This window comes from Streptomyces sp. NPDC045470 (genome assembly GCF_040646595.1).
Classification (GTDB): domain Bacteria; phylum Actinomycetota; class Actinomycetes; order Streptomycetales; family Streptomycetaceae; genus Streptomyces.
Map to the genome: position 1 here is coordinate 520,540 of NZ_JBEZAN010000001.1, position 13,268 is coordinate 533,807.

The following is a 13,268-nucleotide window of genomic DNA, read 5'->3' on the forward strand; positions in this document are numbered from 1 at the left end:
CGGTAGCCGGTGCGCGGGGCGGCAGCGGACGCCCCCGCCCCGCTGTCCCGCTACCTCTCCACCAGCTCCGCCTTCAGCCGCTTCTTGTCCGGCTTGCCGACGGACGTGAGCGGAATCGTGTCCACCTGGTGCACACCGCTCGGCGCGTACATCGCGCCCTTGTGCGCCACCACGAACGCGGTGATCGCGGCGGGGTCGACCGTGCGTCCCGGCGCGGGGACGACGGCGACGTGCACCTCTTCCACCTCGTCGACGGTACGGACGCCGAAGACCGCGCAGTGCGCGACGTCCGGGTGGGTGTGCAGCAGATCCTCCAGCTCACCCGGGTAGACGTGCCCGCCCACCACGATGACCATGTCCTTGACCCGGTCCATCAGGTAGAGGTAGCCCGCGTCGTCCAGGTAGCCGACGTCGCCGGTGCGTACCCAGCCGTCGCGGATGACCTGTGCGGTCAGTTCGGGCTTCTTCCAGTAGCCGGTCATCATGCCCTCGGAGCGGACGTACACCTCGCCGCTGGTGTCCGGCGGGAGGCGGTGGCCGTCCTCGTCGCGGATCTCGACGGTCACGCCGGGTACGGGCCGGCCGACGGTGATCTGGCCGCCCTGCCCGGTCCGGCCGTGCTCCTCGGGGCTCATCTCGGTGAGCAGCAGGGCCTCGGACTGGCCGTACCAGCCGTAGAGGACCGGGCCGAGGAGGTCGAGTCCCTGCCGCAGCCGGGCGGGGGAGGCCGGGCAGCCGCCATAGGTGATGCGGGTGAGGCTGCTGAGGTCAGTGGTGGCCAGATCGGGGTGGTCGAGCAGGTGGTAGAGGAGGGGCGGCAGCAGCCACATGTGAGTGATGCGTTCGCGGGCGACCGCGGCGAGGACCGCGCCGGCGTCGAAGCCGTCCTGGAGGACGACGCTGCCCCCGGCGGCCAGGGTCATGTCGGACAGTTGTCCGGCCAGATGGGCGAGCGAGGTGCAGGCCAGCAGGCGGGGCGGGTCGCCGGCGGACGCGAAGGGGTACGCGACCGCTTGCGCGTACGGGCGGTGCGCCATCTGGATGCCTTTGGGGACACCGGTCGTGCCGCCCGTGTAGCGGATGCACCAGTCGTCGTCGGGACGGGCCGCGCTCTCGACCGTACGGCCCGACGGGCGGGCGGCGGCCGCGGCGGTCAGGTCCTCGGCGTCCAGGGCGCCGGGGTCACCGGGACCGAGCAGCAGGACCTCCGGCGCGGCGCCGTCCAGATGGGCGAGCAGTTCCGCGGCGGGCTTGGCCGATTCCGGACCGACGAGGAGCAGGACGGTCTCGGCGCTCTCCACGACGCGCGCCTGGGTCTCCGGGGCCTGGCCCTCGTACAGCAGGACGATCCTGGCGCCCAGCAGGTTGACGGCGTACCGGGCGGACAGTGCTTCCGGCCGGTTGCCGGACAGCATCGAGACGGTGTGGCCGCGCCCGATGCCGCGGTCGGCCAGTTCCGCCGCCGTGCGGTGCACGCTGTCGTGGAACTCCGCGGCGGTGATGTCCTGCCCCGCGGAGGTGGTCAGCACCCGGCGGTCCGGGTGGTCCGCCAGTTCCTGGAGAATGCTTTCGACGTAACTCGTGAACGCCGTCATGAGCTGCGCCTCCTTGTCGTACAGCGCACCGGCGCGCGGCGCGGCGTGCGTGCGGATGGGGAATACGTGCGGATGGGGAGCGCGAAGGGCGCGAGGACGACGTTAGGCGGGATCTCTCATGCCTTCCAAGACCAATTCCGGCATGTAGCGATACCGGAAAGGCATAAGGGGAAGGCGGCGCGGGGGCGGATGCCCGCCGTGCGCGCGGGTCGCCCCGCATTCGCCGCGGTACGGAAATCCCCCGTCGCCACGCGTTGTCATACCTTCGGCCATTTCTTTCTCCCCCGTTACGGTGAGGAAAGGGACGGGGCCGCCGATTAACGTGGACGACTCGTCACTCCATGCCCGTAACGCGGTTTCGCGGGGAAGAGAGCTTTTCGTGCGTTCCAACATGCTGTTCGGAGGCGTGTACGGAACGGTGCTCGCCAGTGCGCTGCTGGCCGCCCTGCAGAGCGAGGGAACGCCGTTCACGCCCGTGTACGACGCGCTGTGGGTCCTGGTCACGGCCGCCACCGCGGCGCTCGCGCACGGCTACGCCCACCACATGTCCACCCACCGCGGCGACAGCGCGGGCCACCGCTGGTACGCGCTGGGGCACCGGCTGATCGACGAGTGGCCGCTCGTCGTCGCTTCGCTGCCCACCGTGGTGCTGCTGCTGGCCGCCGGTGGCTGGGGCTGGCCCGAAGGGCCCACCACGGCGGCCGGGCTCGCGCTCAACGCGACGCTGCTGTTCGGCTGGGGCACGGCCGCCGCGCTGCGGATGGGCTACCGCAGGCGCGGGGCCGCGCTCATCGGGGTGGCCGACGCCGCGCTCGGGCTGCTGATCGCGGTGGCGAACGCGCTGATCAAATGAGGGGCGCGGCGCCCTCCCCGGACGCTCCCCCGCCCGCTGGGACCGCGCCGCCCGCCGGGCCCTCTCCACCCGCTCCCAGCGACGCCTCCGCCGCCGCCAGCACCTCCGTCACCCGCAGGCCGAACCGTACGTCGCAAGAGTGCCGTTCACCGGTGCGTACGGCGGTGAGCAGCGCGTCCACGGCACGCGCGTACGCCACGTCCGGGCCGTCCTGACGGCTCGGGAGCACGGTGGTGCCCGAGGCGCCGTGCAGCGTGACGGAGACCCCGGAGGCCGCGCGCGGGGCGGTCAGGCTGACGGTCGCCGAACTCGCCGCGCCGCCCGCGTGCCGCAGCGTGAGCAGCACGGTGTCGCCGGGGCCCCGGGCGGCCGTGACGTGTTCCACGTCCCCGAGGGCGGGCAGCAGGAGGGACAGCGCGTGCGGGCCGACGTCCCACAGGGCGCCCTTCTCGCGGCGCCAGGGGGAATCCACGTACGGGCTGTCGCTGTCGGCCGCGAAGACCGAGCCGAGCCAGTCGGCGTGCGCGGTGAACCAGCCACCGGCCGCGGCCGCCCGGTCGGTCCACTCCCCCTCCGCGACGCCGAAGCGCGCGGTGAAGAACACGACGGAGGCGACGCCGGCCCGGTCGGCGGCGTCGACCACCGCGCGCGCTTCGGCGACGGTGGTGGCGACGGGCTTGTCCAGGAGCAGGTGCCGGCCGGCTTCGGCGGCCCGTACGGCGAGGTCCGCCTGGACGGACGGCGGCAGCGCGACGGCGACGGCGTCGGTGTCGGCGAACAGGTCCTCGGGGCTCGCGTACGGGCGGGTGCCGTGGCGCGCTGCCAGCTCGGCGGCGGCTTCCGGGCGGCGTCCCCAGACACCCGTGAAGGAGATGCCGGGGTGGGCGGCGAGGGCGGGGGCGTGGACGCGCTGTGCCCAGGGGCCGGTGCCGAGGAGTCCGATGCGCAAGGTCGTCGTCATGCCCGCCAGTGTGCCCCGCTGCGCAAGGGCGCCTCCGGACGCCGGCATGTGGCGCGAAGCCGACGCGTCCTCCCGGCGCCGAGCCGCCCCGCGCACCGTTGCACTCCACAGCATCGGACCGCCCCGCACACCGCTCCCCGCCCCCACCGGCACCCCCGGCACGCCCGCATCCGTGCATCCCGCCCCGCATCCCCGCATCCCGCGCCCGCGCGCACGACGCGCGCGTCGTGGCGCGCCGCGCACCGGCCCGCAAGGGCCGGCCGGGCCCGTTCCCGGTGCGGAAGTTCTCCGTGGCCGGGCCGTCCCGTTTTCGCGGGAGATCTCGTGCTGATGGCGGGGCAGTTCGGGACGGATGACGTAGCAGAGGGCCATCCGCAAGAATTCGCCGCATCTTTCGTTGTCCGGCTCCCGGGACCGCAGTACAAGGAGAGGACTCCTTCGAGGAGAACTCCCACCGCGCACCGCGAGACCCGAGAGGCCCGGTGACCAGCAATGCCGATCGAGTTCCACACCACTGTCTCGAACGAGCCGGAGGAACAGCACGTCGTCTACACCGCTGAGGAGTTGGCCGTACAGCAGCCGTCCGAGGGGCCGCAGGGCGACGCGGCCAGGGCGACTGCCGACGGCCTGGAGAACGTACGGGGCTACAACCGCCCCGAGGGCACGCCCGAGCAGCTCTGGCAGCCGCCGACCGCGGTGCTGCCGGACATCGGCGAGGCGTCCTTCGGCCCGCCCCCGGTCGCCGCCGAGACCGTGCACGGCCCGGACGACCGGGTGCAGATCACCGACACGTCCGTGTACCCGTGGCGGGTGCACTGCTCGTTGCTGATCACCGCGGCGGACAACTCCCGCTGGATCGGCACCGGCTGGTTCATCGGCCCGCACACGCTGGCCACCGCGGGGCACGTCGTCTACATCAAGAACAGCGGCGTCGCCGGGCGCGACGGCTGGGTCAAGAGCATCAACGTGATGCCGGGCCGCAACGGCAACACCCTTCCGTACGGCGTCGTCACCAGCACCAGCTTCCGCACGGTCAACGGCTGGGCCAACAACGGCGACGAGAACTACGACTACGGCGCGATCATCCTGCCCAACAACCTGGGCAACACCACCGGCTGGTTCGGGTTCGGCGTGTGGTCCGACGCCGACCTGCTCAAGACCGTCGGCAACATCTCCGGGTACCCGGGCGACAAGCCGGCCGGTACGCAGTGGTACGACGCGCGCGGCGTCGCCTCCGTCGGTCCGCGCAAGGTGTACTACGACATCGACACGGCGGGCGGCCAGAGCGGCAGCTCCGTCTACCACTTCTACAACGGCGGCCGGTACGGCATCGCGATCCACGCGTACGGCGGCGCGGTCACCAACTCGGGTACGCGGATCACCACGCCGGTGTACAACAACTACGTGGCGTGGAAAGCCTGACCGACCGGCAGCAGGAAACGAAAGGTCCCGGTATGGCGGTGATCTCCGGAGTCGTGGTGGACGCGGACGGCCGGCCCGTCCCGGACGCCCGGGTGTACCTCGCCGCGGGCCCCGGGTCCTTCCCGGACGTGGCCGCGCTCACGGACGACGAGGGGCGCTTCACCCTCTCCGCCGGCACCGACGGCGGGTACACCGTCGAGTGCCGGTCGGAGCGGGGCGGCGCGTCACAGGTCGCCGGGACCGCGGTCACGGTGCGGGGCGGGTCGGCCGACCCGGTCGAGATCCGCCTCGCCTGAACCGGGGCCGCGGCACGCAGGCCCCGGCGCCGCGGCCGGTACGGCCCGCGGCCGGGGATGATGGAGGGCATGAAAGCGCCCTCCGCCTACGCCCCCTGGCTCACCCCGCTGTACGTCGGCGCCGTCCAGCTCGGCGCGTACGCCACCGCGCGGCTGCCCGCGCGGGAGCGCGCCGAGCTGCTGCGCGCGCACTCCACCAACGTCGACAACCTGCGCGCGGGCCGCTGGCGGACGCTGGCCACCAGCGCCGTGTTCGTGGAGAGGCCGCTGCCCGTCCCGTACGGACTCGCGCTGCTCGCGGCGCTCGGCACGGCCGAGGCGGCGTGGGGCACCCGGCGCGCCGCCGGGATGTTCGCCGCCGGGCACATCGGCGCCAGCGTGCTCGTGTACGGCGGGCTGCGGGCAGCCAGGGCGCTGTCCCACGACGCGGTCACGCCCGACACCGAGCGCGCGGTGGACGTGGGCGCGAGTTACGGCTTCTACGCCACGGTGGGCGCGCTCGCCGTCTCCGTACCGCACCGCGGCGCGCGGGCGGCGGCCACCGCGGGGGTGCTGGCGCTGGGCGTCGGCCCGGTCCTGGCCCGGCGGCGGGACTTCACGGACGTGGGGCATCTGACGGCGCTGCTGCTGGGGATGGGCGTGGCGGCCGCGTTCAAGGTCCGCCACCGGGTGGCCGTCCCCCTGCGCCTCCCGTCCCCCGCCGCCCCGCGCGGCCGCGGCACCGCCGACCCGCGCGGCCGCCGTACGGCCGCCCTGCTGCGCCGCCGTGCAGCAGCACCGCGTCGCCGTCCGTTCCGTACCGGTCCGCAGGCCGCGTGAGGGACAGATCAGCGGCTGTCTGATTGAATGGGGGCATGGCCAGCCTTACCGACACCGCTACGGGTCGCAGTGACCTTGAGCCCTTCTGGCCGTCCCGGCAGGGACATCACTTCGACCGTCTGTGTTGCCGCGCGCACTGAGCGCGGGCCCGCACACGCCTCTCAGACGCCTTCCAGCGCGTCTCCAGCCCTGCCCGCGCGCACGACGTCCACCGACGCCCCTCTGCGCGAAAGAGCTGACGATCATGACGAACGTCCGTACCATGCCTGCCGCTTCCGCCGCCTCCGCCTCGGCGACGGCCACCGCCCCTCCCGTCCCCACCGTGCCCGGCAGGCAGCGACAGCGCCTGCGCGCCGTGGCACCCGACGAGCTGCCGCCGGTCGCCGACCTGCTCACCTCCGGCGCGACCTGGCTCCCCGCGCCGCAGCACAGCCTGCCGGAACTCCCGGGGCAGCCGGCGATGGTCGGCTACCTCGTGCTCGTCCCGGCGGAACAGGCGCCGGCCGCGGCCACCGCCGCCGCGCGGCCCGTGACGGCCGGGGAACAGGCCGCCACAACCGCCGCCACGACCGGTGACGCGAACGTCCGTATCGACCCCGAGCAGCGGACCGTGCACGTCCACGGCCGGGCCCTGGACCTGACGTACCTGGAGTTCGAGCTGCTCGCCCACCTCGTGGCGCACCCGCACCGGGTGCACACCCGCGACCAACTGGTGACCACGGTGTGGGGGTACGGGCACGTCGGCGACGGCCGTACGGTCGACGTGCATGTCGCCCGGCTGCGCCGCAAGTTGGGCGCGGGCCTGCGCTCGTCGATCGTGACCGTACGGCGCGTCGGCTACAAGTACGTGCCGAGCGCCTGACCGGTACGCACGGGGACGGGCCCTGTGGTGACGGCCGCGCGGGCGCGTTCCGCCAGCGCGCGCCGGTCGTGCGCGCCGGAGTGCGGCAGCAGCGGCGGGTGCACGGTGACGCGGACCGTCAGGCCGCTCGCGCCGAGCACCCGCCGTACGGAGGACAGGAACTCCTCGTCGCCGAGGAAGCCCGCGACCGTGCTGGGCAGCCCGTGCTGCTCGTACGCGATCGTCACCGGCCGCACGGGGGCGCCCGCGTCCAGCGCCGCCTGGAAGGTGGCCCGCCGGAAGGCGCCGTACGCCACCGAGCACCAGGTGGTGGCCTGCGGGAACGCGGCCACCGACCGTCCGGAGCGCAGCAGCTCCGCCAAGGACGCCACGGTGGCGGGCAGTTGCCGTGGGCTGTCGCGGTCGATGAAACGGGTTCCGGCGCGGCGGGCGAGGGTGCCGACCAGCGGCCAGTCGCCGACCTCGCGCTTGGCGAGCAGGGTCACCGGCTCGACGGCGAGCAGGGCGGGGATGTCCAGCCAGGAGATGTGGTTGGCGACGACGAGGGTGCCGCGAGGGCGCGCCACCGGGACCGAGAGGCCCGCCGCGCCCGCCGCCGTCCGCCCCGTCCCGGCAGCCTCCCCCGCCTGTCCTGCCTCTGCCGTCTCTCCCGCCTCCCCTGTCTCCGCCGTCTCGATGACGAGCCGCACCCCGACCGAGCCCAGCACCGCACGGGCGTGGGCCCGCAGCCGCGCCGGTTCGGCCATCCGCTCGCCGTCGCGCAGCGCGCGGCCCGCGGCGTGCGCGAAGGTGGCGCAGCGCCGGGCGGTCTCCGTGAACGGAACGCGCGGCACGGCGTGCGCGGCACAGCCCGTCGTGCACCCGGACCGTACTTCCCAGGTACTCACGCCCGGCTCCCGGACGGCTGGGCACCCAGGAAGAAGCGGCGGTACCGGTCGTTGAGGCGCTCCATGTCCAGCACGACGAAGAAGTCGGCCACATCGAACTCCGGGTCGTGCGCGGGCGGCCCGCACACCCAGGCGCCGATCCGCAGGTAGCCACGGAGCAGCGGCGGCAGCAGCGACGGGTTCGGCCGCGCGTCCGGTCCCGGTCCTTCGGGGCGCCACGGCCGGTGCGGGGAGACGCGCAGCCCGGGCGGCGCGGCGTGCCGGGTGCGGCCCAGCTCCCAGGCGGCGGCCGCGGCCGCGCCGCCGTCCCCCAGCGGTACGGAGGCGCAGCCCGCCAGGTAGCGGTGCCCGGAGAGCAGGGTGTAACGGGCCAGCGCGGCCCACATCAGGTTGATCACGGCGCCGCCGCGGTGGTCCGGACGGACGCAGGAACGCCCGGCCTCGATGAGCGAGGGGCGCAGCGCGGCCAGTGCCGTCAGGTCGAACTCGCCGTCGGAGTAGAGGCGGTCGCCGCGGCCCGGCGGCACCAGCCGGTAGGTGCCGACCACGTCACCGGTCGCGGTCTCGGTGACGATCAGGTGGTCGGCGAGGTCGTCGACGGGGTCGATGTCGTGGCCCGCCAGGGGCGAGTGCAGAGTGGCGCCCAGCTCCTCGCCGAAGACCTGGTGGCGCAGGCGCTGGGCTGCGCGTATCAGGTCCGGCGTGCCGGCGATCGAGGTCTCGTACGCGGTCGGCGGGGTGGCCGGTGCGGGGGCCGGGGCGGGGATCGGCGGGGTGGGCGGCGTGGCGGCGGACACGGTCGCGGGGACGCTCATGGGGCTCTCCGTCCGGGGAAGTCGAGACGTGGTGAGGCCGGCAGGGGTCACGGGTGCGGGAGGAGACATCGGGGGCACGGGCACGGGCACAGACGCGGGAACGGGCACGGGCACGGACAGCGCGGAAGGAGAAGCCGGGCCGCCGGTCACGGTGGTGCCAGCTACACTCCCGTCGGGGGGCGACACCCAGTGACCTGGTCTTCTCCACCCGGCAGACTGTTCCCGTGCCCGACGTCCGGGCGCGTGAAGCGCAGGGAGCGTACGGATGAGGGTCCGCCGAACACTGGTTGCCGCAGCCCGGGGGGTGGGGCTCGCCGCCGTCTCGCTGGTGGGGTCGGTCCTGCTCTTCTCGCTCACCCTCATCTCGCTCGCCCTGCTGCCGATCGGCCTCGGCTGGCTGACCCTGCCGCACGTCGTGCGACTGACCCGCCTCTTCGCCGACCAGCGGCGCGCGTGGGCGCAGGACTGGGTGGCGACCCGCATACCGGCCGGCTACCGGCCACCACCCGCCCGGCAGCCCGGCCTGCCCGGTGTGGTGCAGCGCTGCGAGCACGTACTGACCGACCCGGCGACCTGGCGGGAGCTGCTGTGGCTGCTGGTGGACATGGTGGCCGGGCTCCTCACGGCGCTGCTTCCGGTCCTGCTGATCGTGTTCGGTATCGAGGGATTCGTCATCCCGGTGCTGGTCTGGAGCGGGATGGACCTCGGCGGCCAGACGTACGGATTCCTGTACGCCTCGGACCCGGTGCAGGTGGCCCTCATGCCGGTGCTGGGCGCGGCGGCACTCGCCGCGTCCCGCTTCAACCCGAAGCTGCTCGCCCTGCACTTCCGCCTCGCCGCGGTGTTCCTCACGCCGCCCAAGGCCGAGCTGGCGGCCCGCGTGGCACGGCTCACCGAGACCCGGCACGACGCGGTGGACGCCTCGGCGGCCGAACTGCGCCGCATCGAACGCGACCTGCACGACGGCGCGCAGGCCCGGCTGGTCGCCATGGGCATGGACCTGGGCACCATCGAGGCGTTGATCGAGCGGGACCCGGCCAAGGCCAAGGAGCTGGTCGCCCGCGCCCGTACGTCCTCGGCGGAGGCGTTGACCGAACTGCGCGACCTGGTGCGCGGCATCCACCCGCCGGTCCTCGCGGAACGCGGCCTGGACGACGCCGTACGGGCCCTGGCCCTGCGGATGCCGCTGCCGGTGGAGGTGACCGGGCGGCTCCCGGGCCGCCTGGAGGCGCCGGTGGAGTCGGCCGCGTACTTCTCGGTGAGCGAGCTGCTCACCAACACCGCCAAGCACGCGGACGCGGCGCGGGCGTGGGTGGACCTGGAGTACGCCGACGGGCGGCTGCGGCTCACCGTCGGCGACGACGGCCGGGGCGGCGTGGTCCTGCCGCCCGCGGACGGCGCGGGGGTGCCCGGCCAAGCAGGTACTCGATCACCCGGCCGGTCCGGTGCGGGACTGCCCGGCCGGCCCGGTACACACTCCGGCCTGCGCGGACTCGAACGGCGACTCGGTACATTCGACGGCATCTTGGCCGTCAGCAGCCCGGCGGGCGGCCCCACCCTGGTCACGCTGGAGATCCCGTGCGCGTTGTGCTCGCCGAAGACCTCTTCCTCCTGAGAGACGGTCTGATACGGATGCTGGAGGCATTCGACTTCGAGATCGCCGCCGCGGTCGACAACGGACCCGACCTGGCTCGGGCGCTGGCCGAGGAGCAGCCGGACGTCGCGGTCGTCGACGTCCGGCTGCCGCCCTCCCTCACCGACGAGGGCCTGCAGTGCGCGCTGGCCGCCCGCCGCGCCCGGCCCGGCCTGCCGGTGCTCGTCCTCTCCCAGCACGTGGAGCATCTGTACGCGCGCGAGCTGCTGGCCGACGGCACCGGGGGCGTCGGCTATCTGCTCAAGGACCGGGTCTTCGACGCCGAGCAGTTCATCGACGCGGTACGGCGGGTGGCCGCCGGCGGAACGGCCATGGACCCGCAGGTGATCTCCCAGCTGCTGTCCCGCCGGTCCCGGGACCGGCCGCTGGCCCGGCTGACGCCGCGGGAGACCGAGGTGCTGGAGCTGATGGCCGAAGGGCGCTCCAACACGGCCATCGCGGCCAAGCTGGTCGTCACCGAACGTGCCGTCGCCAAGCACACCTCCAACATCTTCGGGAAGCTGGCACTGCCGCCGTCCGACGACGACAACCGCCGGGTCCTGGCGGTGCTGGCCTACCTGGACCGGGACTGAACCCACCCGCCCCACCGGGCTCCTGTAGCACACCTCGGAGGACCGCTGGAAGCTCATCCGGCCACCGCGTACGCTGACGATCCGTACGCAGACCCGTACGGACCGCGAGCGAGGAGTTCACCGTATGAGTGCCGCAGCCGACAAGGAGTGGCTCTACGCCCTCGACATCTCCGGCGCCACCTGGCAGCGCGCCCCCGGCGAGTCCGAGGAGGCGGTGGAGATCGCTTTCCTGGAGCAGGGCGCGGTGGCCATGCGCAATTCCAAGGAGCCGGACGTGGTGCTGCGGTACACCGAAGCGGAGTGGCGCGCGTTCGTCCTGGGCGCCCGGGACGGCGAGTTCGACCTCGACCGCGCGCAGCGCCCGGAGTAGCGGGCCCGAGGCGGTACGGGCGGGGCCCCGTACCGCCGCGCAGGGGCGTGTGCCGCCGAGCGAGGGGGCACGCGACGGGCGAAGTGACCATCCCACGATTCACTCGTTTCACGGAACGTGGAGCAGCAGCAGGCAACAGCAGCCCGTCCGGACGGCCCTGGCGTCCCGGCCGCCTTCGTCGGTGTCGATCAGGCCGAGGCGGCCCTGGTCGAGCAGTATCCGCGGCTGACGCGCCTGGCCTACCTGGTCCTGCCGCCCACGCTGGGGCGCAACCGGCGTGTCCTGACGGCGCATTCGGTCGTCCAGCGCGCGCTGCCGCGCAAGGACACTCCCGCACAGCTCCCTGCCCTGCCGTCCCAGCGCCGCCCGGTCACCGACCCCGGCTACGCGCTGGTCCGGCTGCGCGTGCTGCGCGCGGCCCTGGCAGCCGAAAACCCCCGGGTACGGCTGCCGTTGCTGCGCCGCGAGGTGCCCGTGCCCCCGATGCCGCCGCTGCTGCCGCAGGTCTGGGGCCTGCGGCTGTTCCCCCGCTCCGGCGGCATGGACGAACTCACCCTGTACCGCGCGCTGTCGGCACTGCCCGCACCGGCCCGCGCGGCGTACGTGCTGCGCGCGCTGGAGGGCCTGGGTGAGGCGGACGTACGGGCGGTCCTGGAGGCGGCCGGGGCCGAGGACGTGCCGGGCGCGCTCGCCGCGGCGGCCGGTACGGCACCGGCGGCGGGCGGCCGGGACCGGTCGCTGCTGGAATCCGCCGAGTTCGACCCCTGTGCCCTCCAGGCCCGGCCCACCGACCTCCTGCGCCGCCGCAGGCACGCGCGCACGGCGCTGGCGGGGGCGGCGGTGCTGGTGTGCGGTGCGCTGCTGACCGTGCCGGGCGGCGGGCGGGGCCCCGATGGCGCCGCGGCTCCCCCGTACGCCGAGAACGCGGCAGCCCGGGCCGCCCTGGACCCCGCCCAGGTGACGCGTTCCGCCGCCGGTACGTGGCGGAACGCGACGCGGCGGGACCTGTCGGCCTGGCCCGCCCGGGGAGACCGTACGCACGACCGGGCGCTGCTGCGGCGCGCGCTGGCCGTGTGGGCCAGGCCCGGCCCGGACGTGCGGGTCTCGGCCACCCCGGACACCGCCAAGGGCCCCGCGGCCGGTCCGCCGCAACTGCTCTACGCGGGCGTGGCGGACCGTGCCGCGGTGGTGCTCCTGTACGACGGACTGCGCGTGGTGCGCTACGCCGAACCGGCGGACGACCCCGACGGGCCGGGCGGCGTGGCACTGGACTTCGCCCGCGCGGACGGCGCGGACGACACCTCCGCCACGGCCTTGGTGCTCAGCCGCGCGGACAGCAACGTCCGCTATCTGACCGCCCCCTGGACCGGGCACGCCGAGCTGGCCGACCTGCTGGACCCCACCGGCGCGGCCCGTCCCCTGCCTCTCGGCGAGGACGGTACGACCGGCCCCGTACCGACGCCCGCGCGGGCCACCGCCTGCACGGCCTGGCAGGCCCTGCGGCTGGACGGCGGCCTCTTCACCGACCTCGGCGAACTGCTCCCGGCCCGGCTGACGTCCGGGCCTCCGGACCGGACCGGCGCACCGGACGGACCGCAGGCGCGTACGGCCTGGGCGCGCACGGCGTGCCACCTCGGCGGGCTGCGCGGCCATGGCATCCGTACGGTCAACTCCTGGGCGTTCGCACAGCAGCAACTGCCCGCCGGGGGCGGTGCCGCGACGTGGGTGTGCACCCGCGCCGAGACCTGGCGGGGCGCGGGCAGCCGTACCTTCGCCCAGGTCCAGACGCCGCCCGCGGGCGGCCGACGGTACGCGCCGGGCACGGTGGTGGCGCGGTCCGAGGGTGGCCCGGGGTGCGGCCCGCGTGAGCCGTGGGCGCTGGCCGGGGTCCTGTGGAAGGCGCCCGGCGGGCAGTGGTGGCTGGTGGCCGCGGGCAGCGGACAGCTCACGGAGGTCGGCGCGAGCGGCGGGATCACCGGTCGCGCGGCGGGCTCGCAGTTGGCCGTACCGGCCACGGCGGGCGCCCGGGCGGAGCTGTCGGGGCGGCTGCGGAGCGGCGGGCGGGTGACGGGGCTGCGGTAGCCCTGGGCAACAGGTGGCGCCGGGGGAAATCCCTGCCCGGGGCCTGTTGCCGATCCCGTACCCGCCAGTACATTGACGCC

At 74.6% G+C, this 13,268-nt stretch carries 13 protein-coding genes; 9 read left to right on the forward strand and 4 right to left on the reverse strand.

What is annotated here, in order from left to right; all coding sequences use genetic code 11:
- Nucleotides 1-50: 50 nt before the first annotated feature.
- Nucleotides 51-1,595 carry an AMP-binding protein gene (locus tag AB0A97_RS02205; RefSeq protein ID WP_361143208.1) on the reverse strand — a complete coding sequence of 515 codons (1,545 nt, stop codon included), beginning with the start codon at nt 1,593-1,595 and terminating at the stop codon, nt 51-53.
- Between the two features lie 379 nt (nt 1,596-1,974).
- Between AB0A97_RS02205 and AB0A97_RS02210 the strand changes: the two genes are divergently transcribed.
- On the forward strand, nt 1,975-2,448 hold the full coding sequence (locus AB0A97_RS02210) for a hypothetical protein (RefSeq protein ID WP_331787454.1): 474 nt from the start codon (nt 1,975-1,977) through the stop codon (nt 2,446-2,448).
- Here AB0A97_RS02210 and AB0A97_RS02215 read toward each other — a convergent pair.
- Nucleotides 2,441-3,409, reverse strand: a complete 969-nt coding sequence (locus AB0A97_RS02215) for a Gfo/Idh/MocA family oxidoreductase (protein WP_361143212.1) — start codon at nt 3,407-3,409, stop codon at nt 2,441-2,443. The two genes, AB0A97_RS02210 and AB0A97_RS02215, sit on opposite strands and share 8 nt — an antisense overlap.
- Before the next feature lie 492 nt (nt 3,410-3,901).
- On the opposite strand from AB0A97_RS02215, the gene AB0A97_RS02220 reads away from it, so the two are divergent.
- The 4 genes from AB0A97_RS02220 (at nt 3,902) to AB0A97_RS02235 (ending at nt 6,808) form a co-directional block, all read left to right on the forward strand.
- Nucleotides 3,902-4,831 carry an endopeptidase gene (locus AB0A97_RS02220; RefSeq protein ID WP_361143215.1) on the forward strand — a complete coding sequence of 310 codons (930 nt, stop codon included), beginning with the start codon at nt 3,902-3,904 and terminating at the stop codon, nt 4,829-4,831.
- Between the two features lie 32 nt (nt 4,832-4,863).
- Nucleotides 4,864-5,127: a carboxypeptidase-like regulatory domain-containing protein gene (locus AB0A97_RS02225; RefSeq protein ID WP_030019856.1), complete on the forward strand. Its 264-nt coding sequence runs from the start codon at nt 4,864-4,866 to the stop codon at nt 5,125-5,127.
- 69 nt (nt 5,128-5,196) lie between these two features.
- The gene (locus AB0A97_RS02230) at nt 5,197-5,946 is read left to right on the forward strand and encodes a rhomboid-like protein (RefSeq protein WP_361143218.1); all 750 of its coding nucleotides are present in this window, start codon (nt 5,197-5,199) and stop codon (nt 5,944-5,946) included.
- A gap of 244 nt (nt 5,947-6,190) precedes the next feature.
- Nucleotides 6,191-6,808, forward strand: coding sequence for a winged helix-turn-helix domain-containing protein (locus AB0A97_RS02235; protein WP_361143220.1), 618 nt, complete (start codon nt 6,191-6,193; stop codon nt 6,806-6,808).
- Here AB0A97_RS02235 and AB0A97_RS02240 read toward each other — a convergent pair.
- Nucleotides 6,784-7,695 (reverse strand): lysophospholipid acyltransferase family protein, encoded by a 912-nt coding sequence (locus AB0A97_RS02240; RefSeq protein ID WP_361143223.1) that lies wholly within the window; start codon nt 7,693-7,695, stop codon nt 6,784-6,786. The two genes, AB0A97_RS02235 and AB0A97_RS02240, sit on opposite strands and share 25 nt — an antisense overlap.
- Complete coding sequence (locus AB0A97_RS02245; RefSeq protein WP_361143226.1) at nt 7,692-8,510, reverse strand: GNAT family N-acyltransferase; 819 nt, start codon at nt 8,508-8,510, stop codon at nt 7,692-7,694. Before AB0A97_RS02245 ends, AB0A97_RS02240 begins: the two co-directional genes overlap by 4 nt.
- Before the next feature lie 265 nt (nt 8,511-8,775).
- On the opposite strand from AB0A97_RS02245, the gene AB0A97_RS02250 reads away from it, so the two are divergent.
- The 4 genes from AB0A97_RS02250 to AB0A97_RS02265 all read left to right on the forward strand — a co-directional run bounded on the left by AB0A97_RS02250 (nt 8,776) and on the right by AB0A97_RS02265 (nt 13,188).
- Nucleotides 8,776-10,125, forward strand: coding sequence for a sensor domain-containing protein (locus AB0A97_RS02250; protein ID WP_361143229.1), 1,350 nt, complete (start codon nt 8,776-8,778; stop codon nt 10,123-10,125).
- Nucleotides 10,089-10,736: a response regulator transcription factor gene (locus tag AB0A97_RS02255; protein WP_361143232.1), complete on the forward strand. Its 648-nt coding sequence runs from the start codon at nt 10,089-10,091 to the stop codon at nt 10,734-10,736. Before AB0A97_RS02250 ends, AB0A97_RS02255 begins: the two co-directional genes overlap by 37 nt.
- A 124-nt stretch (nt 10,737-10,860) precedes the next feature.
- On the forward strand, nt 10,861-11,106 hold the full coding sequence (locus AB0A97_RS02260; protein ID WP_361143235.1) for a DUF397 domain-containing protein: 246 nt from the start codon (nt 10,861-10,863) through the stop codon (nt 11,104-11,106).
- Nucleotides 11,107-11,223: 117 nt separating this feature from the next.
- Nucleotides 11,224-13,188, forward strand: coding sequence for a hypothetical protein (locus AB0A97_RS02265; protein ID WP_361143238.1), 1,965 nt, complete (start codon nt 11,224-11,226; stop codon nt 13,186-13,188).
- The last annotated feature ends 80 nt before the right edge of the window (nt 13,189-13,268 follow it).